Source organism: Gracilibacillus dipsosauri, from assembly GCF_003176895.1.
GTDB lineage: Bacteria > Bacillota > Bacilli > Bacillales > Amphibacillaceae > Gracilibacillus > Gracilibacillus dipsosauri.
This window is the reverse complement of the sequence record NZ_QGTD01000002.1, coordinates 1-25,649: the sequence shown is the minus strand read 5'-3', so window position 1 is coordinate 25,649 and position 25,649 is coordinate 1. Positions and strand designations below refer to the sequence as shown.

Here is a 25,649-nt window from a genome sequence, read left to right as displayed (position 1 = left end):
CTTTCTATGCATTTAAAAATCTTAATTGATCGAATAGCTTCCTATCTTTTTCTGTTACGTTTTTTCCAATACGAACCATTAAACAGTTGGCAGGATGTGCCATGATTTCTGGATCATTAGTAGGGGCCGGGGTTAGCCCACCAGCAAACATCATTTTCTCCATAATCTTACGATAATCCCACACACTTAGCTTTGAATTGTTCAAATCCCAATGCCAATAATATTCTGTGGAAATAATGATGTAATTTTCCATAAATGGATCAGTAACAGATAGCTCAATTAGCTTGGATCCCAATCCTATTCCACGATAAGAAGGAGCTATTTCAATCGCTCCTAATTCTAATAAATTTTCCATATAAAAGGTAGACCATCTTTCAATAGGGTCGGGGTGTAAAAATGTCACATAACCAATAATTACTTTTTCCGATATGGCAACGTTCACTCGGCCTTCCTCAAGATTAGCAATTTCGATGAGTGCTTGATGCTGTTGATTAGCCTTACGAAAGGAATCAAGTCGTGAATGCAATGGGTATTGCTTCAATTCTTCTTCTGTCATTGGTCCTTTTAGCTGAATTTCTCCTAATGATGTTGATAAATGGCTGGAGAATGTTTTTTTGGAATGGATCAATGGAAGTATCACCTCTTTGTACTCTAGTACCTTTATTATACAAAAGAAACCCCTGATCATCAAAAGTCGATCAGGGGCAGGATGGATCATTCTTCTTGTTTCTTGTCTTCTTTTTTCGCAGATTCTTTTTTCTCTTCTTTCTTTACATCCTTTGAAGAGCTTGTCTCTTTTTCACTTTTTCCTTCTTCTTTTTTCTTCTTTTCTTCCACTTTCGTATCACCATAGACGACACTTTTAGATGGTCGTGATTCTAGACCTGAATAATCAACTGCTCGTATGTGATATACCGCATTATTGTCAGGAACTTTAAAGCTAGTGGACGTTGTGCTACCAACCCGTTGAAATTTATCACTGGAGCTACTTGAGCGATAAATTCGGTAGCCAACAACGTCACTGCTACTTGAGTCATTCCACTTTAATGTTTGACCTGAAACCTGAAGTGTAGATGGTGGGTTAGGATTTTCCCCATTTGTTTTTAACGTTCCACTATTAGGGAAGGTTAGTTTTAACCATCCACCAGATGCGTTTCTAGGTATCAATTGCTTGATATTTGATAATTTGTCATAACCCTTTTCTTTCAACCATTCAGGGTTAAAAATGGCACCTTCCTCTTTCGTAAATTCACTTGGTGTCTTATCACTTGCTAGTACAGCCTTGTCACCAACCATTACATAATTTTCGCGAATTAAACTGTTATCCTTTTCAGTAGGTACGTATTTCGCATTGTAAATATCCGTTCGGACAAGACCTAAATCTTTACATACATCTGATGGCAGATCTCCTGATGTTGCACAATAGCTTCTAGAAACAATACCATCAGGTCGTTCAAATGATTGGGATGGCGCCATTAATTCAGGACGAACCTCCGTAGCCGCATTGACAAGCTTGCCCCAAAAGATATTATTTCGACTACTATAACCTTGCGAATCTAACTGCTGGTTATAGTCATAGCCCATCCATGTACCGATCGTTACATTCGGATTCGTTGCTACAAACCATGTATCTTGGAAGTCGTTTGACGTACCCGTCTTTCCGGCCCAGTCCACACTTTTGTTAGTTAAAGTTGCTCTAGCTGCTGTACCTGTACCACGAGTTAATACGTCACGCATCATATCAATGGTCAAATAGCTTGTTTGAGGGCTAAAGACTTCTTCTGATTCACCTTTATGTTCATATACAACCTTGCCATCTTTTGTTTCAATTTTTTCAATCATGTAAGCATCCACGAAATTTCCCATGTTTCCAAATGTAGCATAAGCATTGACATTCTCCTCGACAGTAACCCCATTGTAGGGACTACCTAGTGTTAAGGAGAGATTTTCATAATCACTATGTCCTTGAACCTCTGTTAATCCGTCAAAGCCCATCTTATCTAAAAATAGCTTGGCTGGATTTTGATCTAAGATTTTGTCATAAACCTGCAATGCTGAAATGTTATGAGATTTGTATAATGCTTCCCTTACAGAAACTAATCCATAATACCCTCCAGTGTAGTTAGTAGGAGGTCGATTATAGCCTCTAAAGTTCTTGGCAACATCGGCGACGACTGAGCCTGGCTGTACAACTCCTAATTCCATAGCTGGTGCATATGCTGCTAATGGCTTCATGGTACTACCATTAGGGTTTCTCGTTTCTGTTGCATGATTGTATTGAGATGTTTCAAAGTCACGACCACCGACAAAGCTTAATATTCTACCAGTACTGTTTTCAATTAAAATACTTCCCACTTGTACTGGCTGTAGTCCTAACTGTTCCATTTCACCAGTTTCAGGATTTTCTACCATAATTGGTTCATTCGTATTTTCATTTACTGCTAATTTATCTCTTCCATAATTATCATAGCTTTTTGCCACTTGTTGAAAAACATCATAGAGCTTTTTATCGATGGTAGAATGGATACGGTAACCGTTACTTCCAAGCTCTCGTTCTGCTCTAATTTGGTACTCTTCTTGAAGAACATCACTAGATGCTAAATCCTCAGCGGTGTATCCATCTTGCTCTGCTAACACATTAGTGAGGATATCAATAGATCGCTCTTTTAATTCTTTCACAAGCCAAGGGTATTCCTCCAGCATCGAATCCTCTGGTTTTTTAAAATCTGCCACGATATCATAGTTAACTGCTTCGTCATATTGCTTTTTATCAATATAACCAGCATCTAGCATCCGTGACAATACAGTTTTCATTTTGGTTAGACCAGGTTCTAAGCCAGCTTGATCCTTTAATCCACCATTATTAACAAAAGGTGTGTAATAAGAAGGACTTTGAGGCAAACCGGCGATATAAGCAGATTGTGCTAAGTTAAGATCAGCCGCATTTACACCGAAAATTCCCTGAGCAGCTGTTTGTACTCCTGCAATGTTTTGACCAGATGCATTTCTACCAAATGGTACGATATTTAAATAGGCCTCAAGAATCTCATCTTTTTCAAAGAATTTCTCCAATCTTAAGGCTAATAACATTTCCTTTGCTTTTCGTTCAAAAGAAACTTCATTGGTTAGCAGCTGGTTTTTAATAATTTGTTGTGTAAGTGTACTCCCACCTGTTTTCGTCTGAGCGTTCGTCACCTCTTGGAATACAGCACGTAAAATAGCTTTCGGGACAACACCATTGTGTGTTTCGAAATACTCGTCCTCTGTAGCAATAATTGCTTTCTTAACAAATTCGCTTACTTTGTCTAAGGAGACTTCATCCCTTTGTAAATCTGTTTGAACATCTGATAGGAATTGATTCTCGGCAAAATATAATTCAGAAGTCTCTTCATAATTATAAATAGCTGTAGACATTTCCTCTTTTGTTTGGATTTCCTCATCAGACACTAGGGAAGCAAAATAGCCTGCACCTAGCCCACCGACAAAAAAGAAACCAATGATAGCGAGAGTTATAAAAAATAACATTATATTCCAAATGATGTGATAACTTATTCTTGCAGATCTTTGAATCTTGTTTTTCTTCCAAAGTTCCCAAAAAGAGTGCCAGCCTTTTTGTATGTATTGCCAGCATATATGAAAGAAGTTTTTATTATTCATTCAACAAACCTCCATTTCCCCAATCATTATTATAGCATAATCGTCAATGTAAAATGCTTTCTTTTTTTGATTTGAATGGTGTCTATGAGTGAGGATCATGACGTTTTCTTTGCGAATGATAAAAATATTAAATTTTTATTGCATTTCATTTAGATATATGCTAAAAATGTAATAATAACTTTATAAGCTAAACGTTGATTGATTGCAGTAAGGACATGATTCCCTTATGAAGAGAGCTAACGGTCGGTGGAAGTTAGTAATAATCATGGAATGAATTACGATCAGGAGTTTCTTCATGAAGATGAAGACGGTGTATCCAGCATCGATATTTGTTAAGTGGCAATACTTTTTTATTGCAACAAGGGTGGTACCGCGATAATCTCGTCCCTTATTTAGAGGGAGGAGTTTTTTTATTGAATAAAAATAGGAGGAATGAAATACATGCATATTTTGGATGATCTGAAACAAAGGGACTTAATTCAACAAACAACAGATGATGAGGGACTTCGCCAACATTTAGAAGATAATATCGTTACCCTCTACTGTGGGTTTGATCCTACAGCTGATAGTCTTCATATTGGACATTTGCTACCGATTCTAATGCTCAAAAGATTTCAACAAGCTGGACATCGCCCTATTGCATTAATCGGTGGGGGAACAGGCTTAATTGGCGATCCAAGTGGGAGATCGACAGAACGTTCGTTAAACAGTGAAGAGGTTGTAAAAGGATTCAGTGATAAGATTAAAGAACAGCTAGCAGGTATTCTTAATTTTGACAATGGAAAAAACAGTGCCGTTGCTCGGAATAACCATGAATGGCTTCATTCTATGACATTTATAGAAGTATTGCGTGATGTCGGTAAACATTTTGGGATTAATTATATGCTAGCAAAAGACTCTGTCGATTCAAGGATCGAAAATGGGATTTCATTCACAGAATTCAGTTATATGATTTTACAATCCATTGATTTTATGAACCTATATGAAAAAGAAAATTGCACATTGCAAATCGGTGGTAGTGACCAATGGGGTAATATTACTGCAGGTATGGAGCTAATAAGACGTACAAGATCTGAAAAAAATCAAGAAGAAGCGAAGGTTTTCGGATTAACGGTCCCACTGATCACCAAAAGTGATGGGACAAAATTTGGAAAAACAGCAGGTGGAGCGGTTTGGTTAGATTCTGATAAAACTTCTCCATATGAATTTTACCAATTCTGGATCAATACAGACGACCGTGATGTGATTCGTTTTATCAAATATTTCACCTTCCTTGATATGGACGAAATAAAAGCTCTTGAGCAAGAATTAGAAACAGCGCCTGAAAAACGGGTGCCACATAAACGGTTGGCAGAAGAGATGACAAAACTTGTTCATGGTGAAGAAGCATTGAGCCAAGCGATAAAAATTACCGATGCTTTGTTTAGTGGAGAACTAAAAAGTCTCAATGCTGCTGAAATAGAACAAGGCTTTAAGGATGTGCCTTCAGTCGCCATAGAAGATAAAGAGATCGGTTTAATCGATTTACTCGTAACAGCTGGAATCTCTTCCTCTAAACGCCAAGCTCGTGAGGACATTAAGAATGGGGCAGTTTATATAAATGGAGAAAGAAACCAAGATCTAGAGCACCAAATTTCTGCCTCAGATCGAATCGAAGAGAAATTCACCATTATAAGAAGAGGGAAGAAGAAATATTTCCTCATTCGTTATAAATAAAAGCAAGAGGACTTTCTATTAGAAGGTCCTCTAGTCTTTACTCACAAACCAAAAGGAAAAAATCATCGAAATCACTATGACGATAAACGGAGCGTAAAAATGTATAAAATCATCCATGTAAGACCACCCCTTCCACTACTTAATTTTTCCTTGAACATAATTTTTGTTAAATAAGAATAATCGAAGTAATAGATATAAAGAAGGTAACAATAAGCAAAATCCAGCAATGAATGCGATAATTAATGCTATAGCCATTCCTTCATTTGTAAAGCCCTCTGCAATAGTTAGGTAAGGATAAAGCAAATATGGATAATGGGAGATACCATAAGCAAAGAACGCGATCAAGAATTGACCAATTAATAACAAAAAAGCAACCCCGTAATTTCTTTTTTTCCAGATCAGATATACAGTTGCAGCAAATAAAATTCCAGATAGCAGAAACATCCACCACACATTGAGCATGTTTTGAAAATGCAGTTCATTATGGACACGGAGTTCTACTATAATTCCACCTGCTGTAATAATCGCAGGAAATGCCCAAATAAGCGCATATTTTCTTAATAATGCAGTTGCCTGCTCATCCTTAGCTTCATTGGCATACCAAGTGAGAAAGACAGCCGATATATACAGGACAGAGGTTAAGCTTAATGTGACAATACTCCAAGTTAGTGGACTGAAAAATAGTGCCACATAATCTAGAGATAACCCTGCTGACGTGTTGTCAATAAATCCTCCTTCAGAAATAGTGAGAACGATTGATAAGGAGGCAGGAATTAATAAACCTGAAAATCCATATAAATAGGTCCAAAAGTGACTCTTTAACTTTCCGTAGGTCGTAAAAGCATAGTACGAGCCCCTAATAGCAAGTAATATAATTCCTAAGCTTGCAGGTACGAGTAAAACAGTTCCATAATAATAAGCCGTGGATGGGAAAAAACCGACGATACCGACAAAGAAAAAAACAAGAAAAACATTGGTAACCTCCCATACAGGGGATAGATATCTTTGGATAATATTACTGATGATATGATTTTTTCTCGTTAATAAACTATAGGCATTAAAAAAACCTGCACCAAAGTCGATCGAAGCAATAATAATATACCCGAATAAGAAAAGCCACAAAACAGATATTCCAATTAATTCATATGACATGGTTACTCCCCACCTTCTCGATCTCTTAATTCACGTTCGATTGGGTTTGCTTTAAACATACGGATAAGTACAATGACACTCGCAATCCCTAATAGAAGGTATAAGCCGATAAAGAGATATAGCATGATGTCGACATCATTACTCGTTGTAGCCGCATCCTCTGTTCTAAGTATTCCTCTTAGTACCCAAGGCTGTCTTCCTACTTCTGCAAGCCACCAGCCAGCCTCGATCGCGAGCATACATAATGGCCCTGTCGTGACTAGTGTCCATAAAAAGAATTTTTTGTAAACAAATTTCTTCCTTAGCCAATTTCCGACGATATAGATTAGGGCAACTAGTGCAACGAACATGCCGATCATGACCATAATGTTAAATAGATAATGTATATAGAGCGGTGGAACATCTTCCTTTGGGAATTGATCCAATCCAAGCACTTTGGAGGTTGGATTCCCATGTGCCAAAATGCTTAGGGCATAAGGGATTTCAATAGAATACTTGATCTCATCACCATTAGTTAAGACGCCAAATAGAGTAAGAGAAGCCTCTTCTTCTGTTTCGAAGTGCCACTCCATAGCGGCTAGCTTTTCTGGTTGGTAGGCTGCTAAATATTTTCCTGAGAAATCCCCGATAATTGCAGAAGCAATGGCAAATACGAGACCGACCTTTATCGTTAGTAAGAGGGCCTTCTTATGGTAGATATGATTGGAGCCTTTGATAATGCGATAAGCACCAATAGAAGCTAGTATAAAGGCAGCTGTCATATAGGCAGTTGCAAGCACATGAGCAACCTTTGTCGGCATTGCGGGATTAAACATGGCAACTAATGGTTGAACATTAATGAATTCACCATTCATCATTTCAAATCCCTGAGGTGCATTCATAAAAGAATTCACCATTGTGATAAAAACAGCAGAACAAGATGCCCCGATCGCAACAGGAATTAATAAAAGCATATGCTTCTTCTGATCCTTAAAACGATCCCATGTATACAAATAAATACCAAGGAAAATAGCCTCAAAGAAGAAGGCGAAGGTTTCCATAAATAAGGGTAATGCAATTGCCTTACCTGCAAGCTGCATAAAGGTTGGCCAAAGCAAATTCAACTGTAAGCCAATAGCTGTTCCTGTGACAACTCCTACAGCAACTGTAATAATATATCCTCTTGTCCACCTTCTTGCCATGAGAATATAATGCTCATCCTGCTTTTTAATCCCCATCCATTGAGCCATAAAGATGAATAGAGGAATGCCAACTCCTATCGTTGCATAGATAATATGAAAGGTGAGGGTTAGTTCCGTTAATACGCGACTATAAAATACACTGTCCATGAATAAAACTCCCTTTATCCCATTAAAATTCTTCTCAGAAGTGCAATACCTAGTAGAATAGCGATGACGACTAGTAAAATGACTAATTTCCGCTCATGCTTTTGGTACATGTAAAAACCTCTTTTCATTTCCCGTGCTTCTTATTCATTTTCAGCTTAAAAGATAATATTATACGTCTTAATTGAATAGGATACCTTTAAGTGAGGATATCAAATCAGATATCCCTTTTCAAGATTTGGTAATAATACCATTCTTTCTTATTGAAATCGTAACGGTCTATTGGTAATGTTATATGGGTGAAAAAAATTCTCTTTTGACGTTTTATGATATTTTTAATGGAAATAGGGTATATATTGGAGAGAAAAGAAGGGAAGGTGTTGGAAAATGAGTATGATAGAAGAAATACTCAACAAGATAGTAGAATGGGGAAACCTCATATTATGGGATTATGTCCTTATTTATTTATTAATAGGTGCAGGATTATTTTTTACACTTAGAACAAAATTTATCCAATTTCGTTTGTTTGGAGAAATGTTTAAGGTTATTCGTGAGGAGGCAGTAGAGCAAAGTGGTAAGCGAGGAACAAATGCCTTTCAAGCATTTAGTATCTCGATCGCCTCAAGGGTTGGTACTGGTAACTTAGCAGGTGTAGCATTAGCAGTTGCTATTGGTGGACCTGGAGCTGTATTTTGGATGTGGGTTGTCGCACTAATCGGTATGGCAACAGCATTTGTGGAAAGTACACTTGCTCAAGTATATAAGGTGCCTGATCGAGACGGATTTCGTGGCGGACCAGCTTATTATATGGAAAAAGCATTAGGACAAAAATGGATGGGTATTTTATTTTCCATTTTAATTACAATTACATTCGGCTTTGTCTTTAATGCAGTGCAAGCGAATACAATATCTGGTGCTGTGGATGAGGCATTCAATGTTGATCCAATCTGGACTGGTATCATTCTAGTCGTTTTAGCTGCCATTATTATATTTGGAGGAATTAAGCGAATTGCGTCTATAGCTGGAGTCATTGTACCATTCATGGCAATCATCTACATAGTAGTTGGTTTATATGTAATGATCACAAATATTACGGCTCTACCTGATGTTTTCATGATGATAATCAAGAATGCATTTGGACTGGAGGAAGCTATCGGTGGAACAATGGGTGCAGCTATGATGTACGGGATAAAAAGAGGGTTATTTTCTAACGAGGCTGGTATGGGTAGTGCGCCGAATGCAGCCGCTTCTGCTGGTGTCAATCACCCAGTAAAGCAGGGGCTTGTACAATCATTAGCTGTTTTCTTTGATACGATCGTGATTTGTAGTATTACCGCATTTATCATTGTGTTATATGATGGCTTTTATCAAGCATCAGAGGATGGTATTCAACTGACACAGGTCGCTGTAAGCTCACATGTAGGTGAATGGGCATCCATTTTTGTAGCGATAACGATTTTCTTATTTGCGTTTAGTTCCGTAATCGGAAATTATTACTATGGGGAAACAAACATTGCCTATCTAAGAGAAAGCAAGACATTACTAACAATCTATCGTCTTATTGTTTTAGCAATGGTGATGTTCGGCTCCTTAGCTTCGATCCAAATTGTATGGAGTATGGCAGATTTATTCATGGCAATGATGGCTGTCGTTAACCTTGTGGCAATCCTATTCCTAACAAAAATAACGATCAATGTACTTAATGATTATATTAGTCAGAAAAAGGAAGGCAAAGATCCTGTATTCCATTATAAAAATATTAAAGGTTTGAAAAACGTCTCATGGTGGGGAGCACAGGATAACCAAAAAGGAACGAAATAATGGTATAGTAGAAAGAAGGCTTTTGTAATGGAAGCCTTCTTTTTTACTAGAACAAAGAGAGAGAAGGAATATGAAATGAATGAAGCGGCACAGAGTTATTGGATTCACTATACCTTATCAAAATCAACATACCGTAACAGCCTGGCAATTTGGAGGAAACCCTGATTATTTAGCACAGCTCGTTATGGAAGGTATAAAAACAGCAACCTGCTCAGCAAAAATTTTATACGATAAAGAAGAGGAAAAGCTACCAGCAGTGGGTGATTATAGCATTATTTTAAACAGTAAAGACGAGCCAGTGGCAATTATTAGAACAACAGAAGTAGAAATCATGCCGATGAATCAAGTGTCAGAGGAATTTGCCATAGCAGAAGGAGAGGGAGATAGAACCTACGATTATTGGAAAAGGGTTCATATAGAGTTCTTTACAGAAGAATTAAGTCGATATGATCTTGAATTTTCTGAGGATATCATGCTTGTTTGTGAACGGTTTGAATTGGTCAATGTAAAAGGTGAATGATGGATTGGCATTATTATTTTTAAAATTTCGGTGGACTAACAAACCCTAAGATTATCTCGAAATAGCGCTACTGTTCATATCTGGCGTAACATATGGTATCAGTGGTAGTACAATGGTTGGGACATTACAAAAGCTTATCAATACAAAAGTTGATAAGTATCTCGGACCACAACCTATTAGTACGTTGCAAAATTACTTAGATACACCTATTGATCGGAAGGTTAGTAAACCCTCTTTAATGGTTACGGAAATGCAAAAACGTTTGAATGCAGGTACGTTTGTAAAATAAGATAGTATATACAATATATTGATGATGTTTTAAAACTATGGGATAGCCCTCACGAGTGTCGGGGCGTCTCTTTTTTATGCTTCTTATAATGTGGACATTTTAAAATTCATCATGTCATTTTAATTACTCATAACTACAATTTGCTCTAGAAAAATGACTTAACTTTGCAAAGAAATCTTCGAGAATAAATCGTGAATTAATTGTTTCATACACTTTAATCGGTCGAAATTTACCGGAATGAAAATAATTCATGTTCTGATCAAAAACTGGTGCAGGTTTCCATGTCCATTTACCACAATCCGAATATATCATTACACCAACAGCTGGGGAATCACCAAGTATTCGGTATTCTGCAGGTCTCGATATACTTTGATTATTAAAATAAATAACCTCCTCTGCCAGGTATTTGCCGATTTCACCATGCGGGTATACTCTTTCAATAAGCTCTGCATAGCCGACAGGCATCATACGATATACATTTCTTGGTATTTGCCACACTTCAAGGTTAGACTTAAATACTACATTTGCGGAATGAATATCGTTTGATAAATTATATTCCTGCCCCCCAGATGGCCACTCACCACCACCAATCCAAATTACCTTTATGTCTTTGTCAGCAATTTTTGGTTCAATTAGTAATGCAGAGGCCATATCAGTAAGCGGGCCATAGAATGCTACATGAAGAGGTCGATTATCATCCTTCATTGCTTCTTCTATAATTAATCTTGCTCCTGGAGAATCTACGGGCGTTACTTCATCCGGCATAGCATTTGTTGCACCATCTTCAATACGGAATTCCTTCTGCAAACCCATTAATTCTAGAAGCAACATTGTTTCGTCATGACTATCTTGTAAACTTGTCTTTGATTTACGATCGCCGAAATGAGCAGGTATAATTCCATGAAGATTAAACGAAGAACTTAGTACCGCATGTACAATTGCAAACTGATCATCTACTTCATTCTTGGCATCAGTATTAATAATTACCCTTATTTTTTTGTCCTCTGGTATAAAATAGTCCATTTTCATAAACCCCCGTTAGTTCATTTTAATTACAAGTCAAAATAAATAAATCCTGCAAAAAGTTTTTAAAATTTAGATAAACATTTTCCACTATAAAAGGGAATCAAAAATGAAAAGAAAGGATTTATTAAATGTGCTAAATGTAATAGTGATGTGTATTTAACCTATATGTTAAGGTGAATGGAAAGTCAATTCCAAAAAGTTATATAAAAGTTAAAGGAGCACCTCAGAAAAAGTGCTCCTTTTCTATTTAAATTAAAAATTCAGCTAAAGCATCCGATACTTCAATAAGAATTTCACTAACGAATAAACGCCAAATCTCTATTAGCAAGTGCATCCTGTAACCATTGAGGATGCATTTTCAATAAGTCTTGCGGTAGGTTTTGTTGTTCAAAAAACTTAATTTCTAGCGATTCAGAAGAGTTACATCGTAGTTCACCACCAGTAATTTCAGCAAGAAAACAAGTTGTTATAAAATGTACTATCTTCTCATTTGGATAGGCAAACACCTGTGAATTCGGGTCAGAGTAAACACCAATAAGTTTTTTAATTTTTATATCTAAATTTGTTTCCTCTTTTACTTCTCTGATAGCTGCCTCAGAAACTGTTTCCCCTATTTCTATATGTCCTGAAGGAATACCCCAAAGTCTTACATCTGACCTTTTCTGTAACAAAACTTGTTTTTCCTCATTCAAAATTATAACTGCAACTCCAGCTTTTAAGTCATCAATTCTTTTCATAAAATATACCTCCCTTAAAGTAATGAAAAGGTCAAAAGAGAAAGATTTCAACGCATCACAAATACGCTGAACCTTTCCCCTCGGACCTTTTATGTCAATAGGTGCCTTTTACATATTGTAAAAGATGTAGCCCTTGGTCACTGACCTATATAGATAGCGGAACCCTAGCTACAATTTTCCAGTTCATTTTTATTTTACAACTAATACTCGGAATATGGAAGATATTCCTTCCCTTCACTAAACTGCCCGTTCATTTAAGATCACTATTTCACAATTAATAATTAAATTGTAGAGGCTAGTTATGTCCCTCTTTCATTTCAATCCTTAACTATCTACTCACGTATTTTTAGCCCCAATTTAAATTAATTATATGCATTATTTTGCAAAGTTCATATAAAAAAAAGCCTTGAAATATTGATATAACAACATTTCTAAGGCTTTTTTGCATTTCTTATTCACTCTATCCCGATTAACGAGAGTAGAACTCAACAATAAGCGCTTCGTTAATCTCAGCAGGTAGCTCAGAACGCTCTGGTAGGCGAGTAAACGTACCTTCTAATTTGTCTGCATCGAAAGAAACGTATTCTGGTGTGAAAGTGTTAGCCTCAATAGCTTCTGCGAGGATATCTAGCTTTTGAGATTTTTCACGAACACCGATTACTTGACCAGGCTTTACTTGATAAGAAGGAATGTCTACACGACTTCCGTCTACAAGAATATGACCATGGTTTACTAATTGACGAGCTTGTCTACGAGTACGAGCAAGTCCTAAACGGTAAACAAGGTTATCTAAACGAGATTCCAAAAGAATCATGAAGTTTTCACCATGGATACCTTTCATTTTACCAGCACGCTCGAATAAGTTACGGAATTGACGTTCGTTCACTCCGTACATGAAACGTAGCTTTTGTTTTTCTTGTAACTGTAAACCATATTCAGATAGTTTACGACGTTGATTAGGTCCATGTTGACCTGGTGCGTAAGGGCGTTTGTCTAACTCCTTACCAGTACCTGTTAATGAGATACCAAGACGACGAGACTTTTTCCATACAGAACCTGTATAGCGAGCCATTGTACATCTTCTCCTTTATATAGTAGATTTGCATAAAATAAGACAGTGTGTTCCTACATTCGTCAGCCATTTTGTTTTCATGTACCTTCGCCCTAGTAGCAGAGAGTTACGTGATACACCTCATTTCCACAGGAAGTGGTGGCTTCAACGTTCACCACAGGACGTGGTGGTACTTAGTTGAAGATCCGCTGTAAGGAACAAAATGGTCAGCCGGCGGTTCACATAGGCTACCTTTTTTACACAAAGTCCATTATATGATTTTAGACAGATAAAGTCAATACTAGAATGCTTGAATTTCTGTAAGATCATTGCTTTACCCAAAGCTATTAACAAAAAAACATCAAAAACAAAAAATATTGTTTTTGATGCCCTAGAGAAATTAAATATATTTTTCCAGTGTTTTTACAAACTGTTCTAGGTACTTTTGGTCAATTCCATCAAAGCGATTCGTTGTAGGACTATCTATATCTAAAACACCGAAGATATCTCCATCCTTAAGGATAGGTACAACGATTTCCGACTGACTTGCTGCATCACATGCAATGTGGCCTGGGAATTGATTTACATCGGCTACAAGCTGTGTTTTTATCTCGGAAATGGCTGTTCCACAAACACCTTTTCCACTTTTAATCCTTACACAAGCAGGTAAGCCTTGAAATGGTCCAAGTACTAATTCATCTTCCTTCCAAATATAAAATCCAACCCAATTGATATTATCTAAAAATTGATTTAATAGTGCGGAAGCATTGGATAAGTTGGCGATCACATCTGGCTCGCCTTGAAGCAGTGCATCTAACTGTTTGATTACTAGTGAGTAGTCCTTTTCTTTGTCTCCATTATAGAGGGATGCTTGAAACATGCAGTCTCCACTCCTTTATGCAAATAGTTTTAATCATCATACAATATTCGCCTTTAAGTGACAAATAAATCGTTTCAAAGTGCTGTTAATTTTGTAGCCGAAAAGTTCTGGTCTATCCGAAATAGGTCAAAAAATAAAATATTCTAGAGAATTTTGTTAAAATTTTCGCCAAACCATGGGGAAACATGATATTATTTACATATACAAAAGTTTTGAAAAGGATACATACAAAAGTCTTGAAATAATCATTAAATAATTTTATTTATGTTACTATATAGACAGGGTTCATTGGGAGGGTATCGTATGGAGTATTTAATCGGGTTTATACTTTTAATAATCGCACTATTAATTCTAGGATTAATTCTTCGAAGGAAGATATATGACCATGTCGATCGGTTAGAGGAATGGAAAATTGACATCATGAATAGAAACGTGACAGAAGAACTAAGTCGTGTAAAAAAACTAAATTTACTAGGAGAAACACAACAAAAATTCGAGGCATGGAAAAATAACTGGGATCTTATTGTAACAGAAACCCTTCCTGATATGGAAGAAGATTTAATGGATGTCGAGGAAGCAGCCAATCGTTTTCAAATAATGACGGCTAAAAAAAGACTGCAATACATAGAGGAAAAGCTACAGTCAATCGAGGCAAACATAGAAGAGATTTTCAAGGATTTAAACCATCTAATGGATTCCGAAAAATATACGCGCCAACAAATCGAAATTGTTAGTCCTAAATTAAAAGAGTTAAAAAAATATCTTCTCCATAATCGAACACAATTCGGAAGAGCGGAAATAATGTTTGAAGCAACCTTAACAGAAATGGAAAAAGAGCTTCAATCGTTTAGTGAATTAGAGGAAGGCGGAAATTATTTAGCTGCCCAGCAAAAAATTGATCAAATAAAAGAAGAGTTAGAAGAGATAGAACAACGTATCAGTGCATTTCCTAGTATTTACCGAAAATGCAGAAAGGAAATTCCTGATCAAATGAATGAGCTTATTCGAGATATGGAAGAAATGGAAGCAGAAGGATATCGAGTGGAGCAATTCGGCTTTGAAAAAGAATTAAAACAATATGAGCTTGTTTTAAAAAACAGTATGCGTGAATTAGAAAAAGCGGAAACTGCGGAAATTAATGAGACATTAGAGCAAATAGAAGAGCGTTTAAATGAAATGGAACTTTTGCTTGAACAAGAAGAAAAATCAAAATCAATTGTGGAGAATCAATTGCCGAAAGCAAAGCAAAAAACAATGGAGCTTGAAGAAAATTTCTTAAAGATGAAAGAAGAGGTAAATGAATTACAACAAACCTATTTTATTGAATCTTCTGATTTAGAAATGTTTTTAAGTGTGGAAAAATGGCTGGAAAAGATTACAAATCAATTTCATCAAGTGGAAAAGGATTATGAGGAACAAACAAGTCATCATGTCGAAATTAAAGAAAGACTAGACCTCTTTGAAGAGGAAGTAGACGAGCTTGAAAAAGCCCAGATTGAATTTAAAGAAAAGGTTCGAGATCTAAGAAAAGATGAAATCGAAGCAAAGGATGATATTGCTAGTATTAAACAAAAATTAATCCAAACGAATAAGCGATTAGATAAAAGTAATATCCCTGGTGTTCCTTCCAGTATTCTCAACATGCTAGAAGAGGCAACAGAAAAATGTGAATTTGTAATTCAGCATTTACAAAAACACCCATTAGATATGGGGAAAGTCCAGCATGCGTTAGAAGAAGCAAATAAATCTGTTAATAATTTTGTCAATCAGACGAATCAAATACTTGATAAAGCAAGATTAGTCGAAATTGCGATCCAATATGGTAATCGATATCGAAGAAAACACCCCGAACTTGCCTCTCAACTATCGGAAGCAGAAGCAATGTTCCGTAACTATAAATACGAAAGTGCCTTCGAATTGACCATTAAAGCACTGGAACAGGTGGATACAAATGCTATGGAAAAAATAGAAGAGCTAGATGAGCGGTATCAAGAAATGTTAGGTTAAAGAGAATGGCATAAAGAACTTCATATTTGGTATAGGGAGAAGATATTCCTGAAACGTTAGGGATATCTTTTCTATTTGTATCATTTGATGAATCTTCTATCTATAAATGATAAAGGAATTATGATAAAATAAGGTCAATTTTGTAGGAAAAGAGTACAAAAAAGAAAGAGAAGCAAAATAAGAATACGCATATTGATAAATGAGGGATTGAGAAATGATTTATTTGGACAACAGTGCGACAACCAAACCAAAAGAAGAAGTAGTCCAAAGCTTCCAACAAGCTGCATTACAATATTTTGGAAATTCATCCTCCATTCATGGCCTCGGTATGGATGCCGAAAGATTACTGCGCATGTCTAGAGAGCAGGCAGCATCCATTTTACAAGTCGATTCGAGAGAAATAATTTTCACTTCTGGAGGAACAGAAGGAAATAATGTTGCGATAAAAGGGGTAGCACTAGAGCATCAAAATAGAGGGAAACATATTATTACAACACAAATAGAGCATCCTTCCGTACTGGAGACATGTCGATCATTAGAAAAGCATGGTTTTGAAATCAGTTATTTGCCAGTTGATCAAGATGGAAGAGTATGCGTAGAAGACTTAAGAGCTTCATTAAGGGAAGACACCATCTTAGTTTCGATTATGCATGTCAATAATGAGATCGGAACTATTCAACCAATCGAACGATTCGGAGAAGTATTAAAAAAATATCCAAAAGCGTTATTCCATGTGGACCATGTACAAGGATTTGGCAAGGTTCCTTTAAATATTAAACAAAGCGGGATTGATTTATTAACGATTTCAGGTCATAAAATACACGGACTTAAGGGAACTGGTTTATTATACGTTAAAGGTGGCACGAAATTATTCTCTTTACATCATGGTGGAGGACAAGAAGCAAACCTCCGCTCAGGAACGGAAAATTTACCAGGTATTGTAGCACTAGTGAAAGCAATGAGATTAGTAAATAATGACAGAGAACAGCATTTAAATCATCTAGAACGGCTTAAAATGTTTTTATATAAAAAAATAAGCAATCTAGAATCTTGTGTTCTGAACACACCAGAAGAAAACAGTGCCCCACATATCATTCATTTTTCTGTACCAGGATTAAAGCCAGAAGTGGTGATCCATGCGCTAGAGGAAGCAGAAATATATATATCTACAAAGTCTGCATGCTCGTCTAAAAGTGCAGACGAGAGTGCTGTTCTTGTGGCTTGTGGTAAAGCAAATAATATTAGCACGTCAGGACTTCGTGTAAGCTTATCCTATGAAACAACTCAACAAGAACTTGATTTTTTTGTAGAGAAATTGCAAGAGGTATTGGAAAAACTAAGTAAAGTAATGAGGTAGATATTATGCAATATGATCACATTGTTATTAGATATGGAGAATTGTCTCTTAAAGGTAGAAATCGAAAACTTTTTACTTCACAGCTAATGAAGAATGTCCGAGTAGCTTTACGAGCATTCCCCAACATTCATATTCAGACAAAACGAGATAGAATGTATATTGTTTTAAATGGGGAAGATCAGGAAGCGATTATAGAGCGGTGCAGTAAAATTTTTGGTATCCAGAATATGAGTTTGGCGATAAAAGTGGCAAGTGAAGAAAAAGCAATAAAGGAAGAGGCATTAGCCCTTTTAAAAAATAGTAATGCTAAGACATTTAAAATTTCAACGAAGCGGTCGAATAAAGATTTTCCGATTGGATCACAGGATTTTAATCAATTATTAGGTGCCCATTTATTAATTAATACAGAGAATATATCAGTAGATGTTCATCATCCAGATCTGGAAATTACAGTTGACATTCGAGATGAAGCAACTTACTTAACCTCAGAAAAAGTGGTTGGAGCAGGAGGTCTACCAGTAGGTACTGCAGGTAAATCTTTATTATTATTGTCTGGCGGTATTGACAGTCCAGTAGCTGGTTATCAAGCAATGAAACGTGGAGTGGAACTGGAGGCTATCCATTTTCACTCACCACCATATACAAGTGAAAGAGCAAAGGAAAAAGTGTTAGACCTAGCTGAAAAGCTTGCTTTTTATGGTCGTAATATTAAAGTGCATGTTATTCCATTTACAGCATTGCAACAAAAAATTCATCGTGAAATTCCACATGGGTATTCCATGACCATTATGCGTAGAATGATGATGCGAATAAGTGAAGCAGTTGCAAAAAAAGAAGAGATACTTTCGCTCATAACAGGTGAAAGCTTAGGACAAGTGGCCAGTCAAACAATGGAAAGTATGCACGCTATTAATGCTGTTACTTCTTATCCAGTCATTCGACCGCTTATTGCAATGGACAAGGATGAGATTATTCACATCTCAGAAAAAATCGAGATGTACCCCATTTCGATTCGACCATATGAAGATTGTTGTACTGTTTTTGTTCCAAAATCACCGAAAACAAAACCAAGATTAGAAAAAGTAGAACAATTTGAAAGCCAATTAGATTTTAAACAAGATATAGAAGAAATCCTTGAGAACGTAGAAACTATTACGATAGCAGCGAATAATCATCACCAAGATTCCATGAGTGATCTATTATAATATGTATAACTATTTTGAATTAATTAACAACAAATACCAGTAAAAATTGTGCATGATTTCATCTCACTCCGAGCAAGATACTATTGTACAAGAGGAGGTGAACAACATGGCAAATAACAACAGCTCTAATCAATTAGTAGTACCTGGAGTAAGTCAAGCACTTGATCAAATGAAATACGAGATTGCACAAGAATTTGGCGTAAGCTTAGGTGCTGATACTACTTCACGTGCAAATGGTTCAGTTGGTGGTGAGATCACTAAGCGTCTTGTCCAAATGGCTGAGCAACAACTAGGTGGACAAGCAAATCAATAATCGTATTACATGATGATAAAGGATAGTGTTTTTAAAGCACTATCCTTTTCTTTCTATCTAGACTTTGCTATCGTAGTATATTATAAACTCAGACTTTTGTTCGTACGTGGTAGGTGAGAAAATGGGGAAATTATGGTACGGAGGAAAAATATATACATTAACGGAGCCAAATGCAACTGTTGAAGCTATTTATACGGAAAACGGATCTATCGTAGAAATCGGCAATAAAGTGTCATTAGAAAGACGCTATAAAAATAAAATAGAAGCTAGCTATAATCTTATTGGAGATACAATGTATCCGGGATTTGTAGATAGCCATTTACATATTATCGGACATGGGGAAAAGCTTACTCGTTTAGATCTATCACCAATGACTTCCGCCAATCAAGTTTTAGAAGCTGTAAGAAATAAACAACATCAATTAGAACACGGGGAATGGCTGATTGCTGAAGGATGGAATGAAAATCAATGGACGAATGCAAAGATTATTAGTAGATGGGATTTGGATAAAGCTTGTCCCAAAAATCCAGTATTATTAACAAGAATCTGTCGCCATGCTGTCATTGTAAATTCGAAGGCACTAGAGCTCGCATGTATTACAAAAGAGACCAAGGATCCCCAGGGCGGTAAGATTGTTCGCAATGAAATGGGAGAACCAACTGGTTATTTACTGGATAAAGCACAAGACCTTATCAAGCAAATTTTATCACCTATTTCGAACAGCCAATTGGAAAAAACAACAGAAGTAGCGATCAAGGATCTATTATCTAAAGGTTTAGTAGGCGGACATACCGAAGATCTTTCCTACTATGGCGGGTTTGAAAGAACATTACAAGCATATCAACATATCCTACCAGCAAAATATAAATTTAGAGCCCATTTGTTAGTTCATCATCTCGTATTTGATGATATGATCGAAAGCGGATTATCTTATGGTGATGGAGGACCATTCACAACACTAGGTGCGATGAAAATTTTTTCTGACGGTGCGTTAGGTGGGAGAACGGCATGGTTAACGGATGTCTATACAGATGACCAAGATAATTACGGAATTCCAATTCACGAATCGGACAGGCTAGAAGAATTGGTGAGAAAGGCAAGAAAATACGATCATCCGATAGCTGTTCATGCGATTGGAGATAAAGCAGTAGAAGAAGTTGCAAAATTAATTAAAAAATATCCACTTAAAAATGGAAAGCGAGATCGAATTATCCATGCACAGATCATCAATAAAAACGTTTTGTCGTTATTAAAAGAGATTAACGTCGTCTTAGATATTCAACCATCCTTTGTATCATCGGATTTCCCTTGGGTGCTAGAAAGGATAGGGGATGAACGAGCACCTTTAGCGTATGCATGGAGGACTTTCATCGAGGAAGGAATAGCTTGTGCCGCAGGATCAGATGCACCTATTGAGGAAGTAAACCCATTAAATGGAATCAAGGCAGCAGTGAGTCGCCAATCAGATTTAGATCAACAAGCATATGGAGAAACACAAAAATTATCGATGTACGAGGCTGTTTCGCTCTATACGAAAGGTAGTGCCTTTGTTATTAATCATGAACACGACAGAGGATTAATCCAGCCAGGCTATGTCGCGGATTTTACTATTTTATCACATGATCTATTTTCGATAGAGAATTACGAAACAATCGACGAGGTTACAGTAAAAGGTACGATAGTCGATGGAGAATGGATGTATAAGGCTTAGTGTAGTGCCGGGTGAATCGCCCGGATTTTTATTATACGCTAGGAAACAGCATGAAATATTTGCAGGAAGTAAAACGACGAAATCAAAATTTTGATGACAAAAGTATAAGAAAAGCTAACTCATTTGCTAAAAGACGAGCGAATGTGAGTTTTTCTAATCGGAAAAATACAAAATGCAAAAGCTGTATCTTGGAAATAGTGCTTAGTCAAAGCTAGATAACCAAGAGAAAAGGCTATATCTTAGTAAAGTTGTTTTAGTGAAGCCAGATAGCCAAGATAAACAATTATATTTTTTTAATAAGACATGAGAAAAGCTAAATAACCAAGATATAAACGAATAAAACCATCTGCCGAATAAATGATTTATTTGGCAGATGGCATGACATTACAAAAATGTTCGTTTAACACGATCCCAATATGAATTATTTTTTAATTTAACTGTCTTAATTCGTTTATCACTAAGCCTAATCGTAATTGAATGAATATTCCGAATCGAATAAGCCTCATTATCTAGTCCAATAATTGGGTAATCGTTCCCGTCTTGGAGTACTTCCAATCTTAGTGTTCGGTCTTGATTTAATAGAAAAGAAGAGCCAAGTGTACGATACCTGTTATTATTAAGCGAAGCGAGCTCTGAGACTTGAATACAAGCTAATTTAGGATCAACTACAGCTCCATGTGTAGACTTGTTATAGCCAGTACTTCCTGTCGGTGTTGCAACAATTAATCCATCCCCCCGAAATCTCTCAAAGTGAGTATCGTCTATGTAGACATCCATAACGATTGTTTTGATTATCGCAGAGCGAATGGCAGCCTCATTCAGACAATAAAAGCTCGATTCTCCGTTAATAGTAACTTCGATTACTGGAAAACGACGAACCTCTAGCTCTTCATTTTTCATCGCATGAATCATGTCGACATAATGTCCCAGATGAAAATCACAATAAAGTCCAGCTTCATTTTCTTTTGTAATACCTACATAGAGACTATCTTGTTTAAAGTTGGTATGACGAACCGCCTGTAGAAATTCGCCATCACCACCAACACTAACAATGATATTTGCTTCCTTCGGGTCATCCACGATTTCAAATCCGCTTTTTTCGATATGTTCAAACAATGGGTTTATTTTTTCCTCTAAATCATCACTTTTTGAATAATAAAAGTAGATATATTTTCTTTTTTCCATAGAAAAGCCTCCTGTAAAAAGTAATTCCATCATTATTTTATCACGGTAGCGCTTACCTTACTATTAGGAAAACTCAAAATCTAAAGGAATGCGATACTCCCTTTGATTAATCTACCCAAACTTTGTAAAGAATAATAAGAAATGGTGGTGATCAATGAAATGATTCTCCTAATACTAATTGGAATCTTTTTTATATTAATCCTTGCATTAATCATTATTTTATCCATCGCACGCTTTTATTTTACCTTGTATTGGAGCATAAATGAAGAAGAACAAATGGTCATTCTTTCTGTCCATCTCTTAAAGATCAGAGTTTATTATAAAGAAATAGAACTGGATAGTTTCGATTTTTCGGATAATAAGAAGACATCTACAAATAAGAAAAAAGATCTACGGTTAATTGGGAGCTTGCTGTTGGATCAAGGTAGACTAGAACAGTTTGAAGTAGACGCGATCATAGGAACAGGAGAACCGGATACTACGGCAATCCTTTATGGCCTATGTAAAGGAATAATGGAAGCATTAAAGAATTATTTTTCAACAAAGACAATGACCCCTATTCATTGTAATATCTCTGCGGACTTTGACGAAGAAATTTTAGAGACGGAAGGAATATGTATGATTTCCTTAAAAATGCGAAAAACTATTCGTGCATTGCGGAAAAACAAATAAGAAGGGAGTCCAGTCAACATGGAAGAAAATAATGTGCATCCATTAGAAGGATTCATGTCTTTAACTATGGATAATTTAAAGCAAATGATTGAAGTAGACACAGCTATTGGAAAGCCTATAGATACACCTGATGGAAGCTTGATTATTCCTTTATCTAAGGTGAAGTTTGGATTTGCAGCTGGAGGTAGTGAATTCAATGGCAAGGGGCAGTCCTCTGATAAACAGTCAGATTCGGAGTCAGAATCAGAAGCCATTATTCCGTTCGGAGGAGGTAGTGGTGGTGGTGTAAGCATTACTCCAAGTGCTTTTTTAGTTGCAAATAAACAAGGAGTAGAATTAGTGACATTACACGAATCTACGACTACTCGTGTTTATGAAAAAGTTATGGATAAAGGGCCAGAACTTGTTGATCAAATTATGGAAATGCTTAAGAAAAATAAAGATGATAAAGATAATCATGAAGAACGTAAACGTCGTTAATCATCAGAGTAGACTTCAGCGTCCACTGCCTTCATAATATAAGAGGCAGTGGATTTCAAATTTATCACAGCACAATTGGAGTCACACTTTATTATTCTCGTTTCATGAATCAGGGAGAGAATATTTAATAAATAGAAGAATTGCTTGGAGGAGAAACAATGGAATTTTCAGTAGAAAGAGCATTTGATCTGTTAGATCAATCCATACAATTGATTCAAAATGAAGAGCGAGTAACCTATTTAGATGGATTGGCATTAGCATTAAAAAAATTTAATGCTGGGGTAGAATTGACAGAACCATCTTTACAAGAAATGGCCAAAATGTTGGAAGAAACAGAAGTGACGAATGAGCAAATTCGCAAGGTCATTCAACTAGCCATTATAAAAGGAATGAAAGGCTCCACTCAACAGCAGCATATGATCACTCCGGATTCTATCGCCTTGTTTATTGGTTACTTTCTTCAAAAGTTTTTGAAAAATAAAGAAGAGTTTCGGGTGTTTGACCCTGCAAGTGGCACCGGAAATTTATTAACTGCAGTAATCAATCAAGTGGAGGCTAACGGAATAGGATATGGAAGTGAAATTGACCCAACCCTAATTCAGATCGCAGTAGAAAGTGCCAATCTTCAGGAACAACAAATTGAATTTTTCCATCAGGATAGTTTAACACCTTTATTACTAGAGCCAGTTGATTTCGTCATTGCCGATTTGCCAGTAGGCTATTATCCTGATGATACGCAATCTTTACAATATCAATTAAGGGCGGAAGAAGGTCACTCCTATGCACACCATCTATTTATCGAGCAATCGATAAAATATACGAAAGAGGGAGGGTATTTATTATTTTTGATACCTAATTTCCTCTTTACTAGTGATCAAAGTGAGAAGCTACAAAAATACTTGCGAGAGCATACCCACATTGTCAGCTTAATGCAGTTGCCCTTAACTTTATTTACATCGGAAAAATTTGCAAAGAGTCTTTTTATACTACAAAAGAAAGGACAGGATACTAAGCCACCAAAACAGGCATTAATGGCCCAGTTACCTTCTTTTAAAGATGTACAGGCAACGGATAATATGCTTAAAAAAATAGACAAATGGTTTAAGAACGAAAATTTAGAATAGTCTGAAAATAAAAATATTTCAAAGGAAACGGTAACAAAAGGAATAGCTGTTGCAAACTTGTACTTACGGTGGTTAAATGGAGTTGGGAATGTTTTTAGAATTATAGATCGGAACGAAAGGATGGAAAATGTTGCGTAAAATTTTAGCAATAAATGCTGGAAGTTCTTCCTTAAAATTTCAGCTTATTGAAATGCCAAAAGAAACGGTTTTGGCAAAAGGCTTAATAGAACGTATCGGCATTGACAACTCTGTTTTTACAATTGAGTATAAAGAAACGAAAGATCAAGTTACAGAAGATATAGAAAACCATGAGAAAGCTGTTAAATTGTTACTAGATAAGCTTACAAGTACAGGAGTCATCTCAAGTCTTGATGAAATTGACGGTGTGGGACATCGGGTAGTACATGGTGGAGAAAAGTTCAATGATTCTGTTCTAATTACAGATAAAGTAATCAAAGAGATCGAAGAAGTATCCGATTTGGCACCATTGCATAATCCAGCCAATTTAACTGGAATCCATGCATTTCGTGAGGTTTTACCTCATGTACCGGCAGTTGCAGTCTTTGATACCGCATTTCATCAAACGATGCCAGAGCAAGCTTATTTATATAGTCTTCCTTATGAATATTACCAAGATTATGGGATAAGGAAATATGGTTTTCATGGAACTTCCCATAAGTATGTTTCAGAGAGAGCAGCGGAAATGATGGGTGTACCATTAAATCAGTTACGTTTAATTTCTTGTCACCTAGGAAACGGTGCGAGTATTGCAGCTATCGAAAATGGTAAGTCTATCGATACTTCGATGGGATTCACGCCATTAGCTGGTGTTACGATGGGTACAAGATCTGGCAACATCGACCCTGCATTAATTCCATACATCATGGAAAAAACAGGACAAACCGCAGCAGAAGTGATGAACGTATTGAACAAAAAAAGCGGTATGCTAGCTTTATCAGGATTCTCTAGTGATTTACGAGATATAACAGACCGTGCGAGCGATGGTGATGGACGAGCAGAGCTTGCATTACAAGTATTTGCTGAGCGTATCCACAAATATATTGGATCATATGCAGCAAGAATGCATGGGGTAGATGCCATTATCTTTACGGCAGGTGTAGGGGAAAATAGTGTGACTATTCGAGAACGAGTGTTGCAAGGATTAGAATTTATGGGTGTTTATTGGGACCCTAGCCTCAATAATATTCGTGGAAAAGAAACATTTGTGAACTATCCACATTCACCTGTTAAGGTAATTGTGATTCCAACCAATGAAGAAGTCATGATTGCGAGAGATACAGTTAGATTAACGGAAGATGTCAAAGTATAAAAAACGAGAGGGGAGTGAACTGCCCCCTGTCAAGTAGACAGGTAAATAAACAAAATATTTTGTGCCATGTATGACTTTCATGCATGGCTTT

22 protein-coding genes, 1 pseudogene and 1 other annotated feature are annotated in these 25,649 nt (G+C 36.5%); of the genes and pseudogenes, 13 read left to right on the top strand and 10 right to left on the bottom strand.

Features of this window, described 5'->3' with window-relative positions:
* Positions 1-4: 4 nt before the first annotated feature.
* Together DLJ74_RS01175 and DLJ74_RS01170 are read right to left on the bottom strand one after the other, a co-directional pair.
* A complete protein-coding gene (locus DLJ74_RS01175) occupies positions 5-628 on the bottom strand; it encodes a GNAT family N-acetyltransferase (protein WP_109983009.1) in 624 nt (207 codons plus the stop codon).
* A gap of 86 nt (positions 629-714) precedes the next feature.
* Positions 715-3,657, bottom strand: a complete 2,943-nt coding sequence (locus DLJ74_RS01170; protein ID WP_109983008.1) for a transglycosylase domain-containing protein — start codon at positions 3,655-3,657, stop codon at positions 715-717.
* Positions 3,658-3,842: 185 nt separating this feature from the next.
* Positions 3,843-4,049, top strand: a binding site (T-box leader).
* Between the two features lie 49 nt (positions 4,050-4,098).
* Here DLJ74_RS01170 and tyrS point away from each other — a divergent pair.
* Positions 4,099-5,373, top strand: coding sequence for a tyrosine--tRNA ligase (gene tyrS / locus DLJ74_RS01165; protein ID WP_109983007.1), 1,275 nt, complete (start codon positions 4,099-4,101; stop codon positions 5,371-5,373).
* A gap of 30 nt (positions 5,374-5,403) precedes the next feature.
* Here tyrS and cydS read toward each other — a convergent pair whose 3' ends face one another.
* From cydS to DLJ74_RS01155, 3 genes are read right to left on the bottom strand one after another with little or no spacing between them, the layout of a single operon-like run.
* Positions 5,404-5,490, bottom strand: coding sequence for a cytochrome bd oxidase small subunit CydS family protein (cydS, locus tag DLJ74_RS21005; RefSeq protein ID WP_425454557.1), 87 nt, complete (start codon positions 5,488-5,490; stop codon positions 5,404-5,406).
* Between the two features lie 18 nt (positions 5,491-5,508).
* Entirely contained in the window at positions 5,509-6,525 is a 1,017-nt protein-coding gene (locus tag DLJ74_RS01160) for a cytochrome d ubiquinol oxidase subunit II (RefSeq protein WP_109983006.1), read from the bottom strand.
* A gap of 2 nt (positions 6,526-6,527) precedes the next feature.
* A complete protein-coding gene (locus tag DLJ74_RS01155; RefSeq protein ID WP_109983005.1) occupies positions 6,528-7,853 on the bottom strand; it encodes a cytochrome ubiquinol oxidase subunit I in 1,326 nt (441 codons plus the stop codon).
* 384 nt (positions 7,854-8,237) lie between these two features.
* Here DLJ74_RS01155 and DLJ74_RS01150 point away from each other — a divergent pair, with 384 nt between their 5' ends.
* The 3 genes and pseudogenes from DLJ74_RS01150 (at position 8,238) to DLJ74_RS20330 (ending at position 10,480) form a co-directional block, all read left to right on the top strand.
* Positions 8,238-9,671: an alanine/glycine:cation symporter family protein gene (locus tag DLJ74_RS01150; RefSeq protein WP_109983004.1), complete on the top strand. Its 1,434-nt coding sequence runs from the start codon at positions 8,238-8,240 to the stop codon at positions 9,669-9,671.
* A 75-nt stretch (positions 9,672-9,746) separates the two neighbouring features.
* Positions 9,747-10,191: pseudogene (locus DLJ74_RS01145) on the top strand (ASCH domain-containing protein).
* Positions 10,192-10,303: 112 nt separating this feature from the next.
* On the top strand, positions 10,304-10,480 hold the full coding sequence (locus DLJ74_RS20330; protein ID WP_181397408.1) for a hypothetical protein: 177 nt from the start codon (positions 10,304-10,306) through the stop codon (positions 10,478-10,480).
* A 123-nt stretch (positions 10,481-10,603) separates the two neighbouring features.
* Here DLJ74_RS20330 and DLJ74_RS01140 read toward each other — a convergent pair whose 3' ends face one another.
* The 4 genes from DLJ74_RS01140 to DLJ74_RS01125 all read right to left on the bottom strand — a co-directional run bounded on the left by DLJ74_RS01140 (position 10,604) and on the right by DLJ74_RS01125 (position 14,174).
* Complete coding sequence (locus DLJ74_RS01140) at positions 10,604-11,503, bottom strand: nucleoside hydrolase (RefSeq protein ID WP_245902233.1); 900 nt, start codon at positions 11,501-11,503, stop codon at positions 10,604-10,606.
* A gap of 299 nt (positions 11,504-11,802) precedes the next feature.
* A complete protein-coding gene (locus tag DLJ74_RS01135; protein ID WP_109983001.1) occupies positions 11,803-12,243 on the bottom strand; it encodes an NUDIX domain-containing protein in 441 nt (146 codons plus the stop codon).
* Between the two features lie 469 nt (positions 12,244-12,712).
* Positions 12,713-13,315, bottom strand: a complete 603-nt coding sequence (gene rpsD / locus DLJ74_RS01130) for a 30S ribosomal protein S4 (protein WP_054788238.1) — start codon at positions 13,313-13,315, stop codon at positions 12,713-12,715.
* Between the two features lie 379 nt (positions 13,316-13,694).
* Entirely contained in the window at positions 13,695-14,174 is a 480-nt protein-coding gene (locus DLJ74_RS01125; RefSeq protein ID WP_109983000.1) for a GAF domain-containing protein, read from the bottom strand.
* A 303-nt stretch (positions 14,175-14,477) separates the two neighbouring features.
* Between DLJ74_RS01125 and DLJ74_RS01120 the strand changes: the two genes are divergently transcribed.
* The 5 genes from DLJ74_RS01120 to DLJ74_RS01100 all read left to right on the top strand — a co-directional run bounded on the left by DLJ74_RS01120 (position 14,478) and on the right by DLJ74_RS01100 (position 20,767).
* Positions 14,478-16,181: a septation ring formation regulator EzrA gene (locus tag DLJ74_RS01120; protein ID WP_054861399.1), complete on the top strand. Its 1,704-nt coding sequence runs from the start codon at positions 14,478-14,480 to the stop codon at positions 16,179-16,181.
* Positions 16,182-16,395: 214 nt separating this feature from the next.
* Complete coding sequence (locus DLJ74_RS01115) at positions 16,396-17,538, top strand: cysteine desulfurase family protein (RefSeq protein WP_109982999.1); 1,143 nt, start codon at positions 16,396-16,398, stop codon at positions 17,536-17,538.
* Positions 17,539-17,543: 5 nt separating this feature from the next.
* Complete coding sequence (gene thiI / locus DLJ74_RS01110; RefSeq protein WP_109982998.1) at positions 17,544-18,743, top strand: tRNA uracil 4-sulfurtransferase ThiI; 1,200 nt, start codon at positions 17,544-17,546, stop codon at positions 18,741-18,743.
* Between the two features lie 106 nt (positions 18,744-18,849).
* Positions 18,850-19,056 (top strand): alpha/beta-type small acid-soluble spore protein, encoded by a 207-nt coding sequence (locus DLJ74_RS01105; protein ID WP_054788239.1) that lies wholly within the window; start codon positions 18,850-18,852, stop codon positions 19,054-19,056.
* A 121-nt stretch (positions 19,057-19,177) separates the two neighbouring features.
* Positions 19,178-20,767 carry an amidohydrolase gene (locus tag DLJ74_RS01100; RefSeq protein WP_109982997.1) on the top strand — a complete coding sequence of 530 codons (1,590 nt, stop codon included), beginning with the start codon at positions 19,178-19,180 and terminating at the stop codon, positions 20,765-20,767.
* Between the two features lie 384 nt (positions 20,768-21,151).
* Here the strand turns inward: DLJ74_RS01100 and DLJ74_RS01095 are convergent, their stop codons facing one another.
* Entirely contained in the window at positions 21,152-21,952 is an 801-nt protein-coding gene (locus DLJ74_RS01095; protein ID WP_054861400.1) for an NAD kinase, read from the bottom strand.
* A 141-nt stretch (positions 21,953-22,093) separates the two neighbouring features.
* Here DLJ74_RS01095 and DLJ74_RS01090 point away from each other — a divergent pair, with 141 nt between their 5' ends.
* From DLJ74_RS01090 to DLJ74_RS01075, 4 genes are all read left to right on the top strand, one after another.
* On the top strand, positions 22,094-22,624 hold the full coding sequence (locus tag DLJ74_RS01090; RefSeq protein WP_109982996.1) for a DUF2953 domain-containing protein: 531 nt from the start codon (positions 22,094-22,096) through the stop codon (positions 22,622-22,624).
* An 18-nt stretch (positions 22,625-22,642) separates the two neighbouring features.
* On the top strand, positions 22,643-23,104 hold the full coding sequence (ytfJ, locus tag DLJ74_RS01085) for a GerW family sporulation protein (RefSeq protein WP_109982995.1): 462 nt from the start codon (positions 22,643-22,645) through the stop codon (positions 23,102-23,104).
* A gap of 158 nt (positions 23,105-23,262) precedes the next feature.
* Positions 23,263-24,228, top strand: a complete 966-nt coding sequence (locus DLJ74_RS01080) for a class I SAM-dependent methyltransferase (protein WP_109982994.1) — start codon at positions 23,263-23,265, stop codon at positions 24,226-24,228.
* A 130-nt stretch (positions 24,229-24,358) separates the two neighbouring features.
* On the top strand, positions 24,359-25,558 hold the full coding sequence (locus DLJ74_RS01075) for an acetate kinase (protein WP_109982993.1): 1,200 nt from the start codon (positions 24,359-24,361) through the stop codon (positions 25,556-25,558).
* The last annotated feature ends 91 nt before the right edge of the window (positions 25,559-25,649 follow it).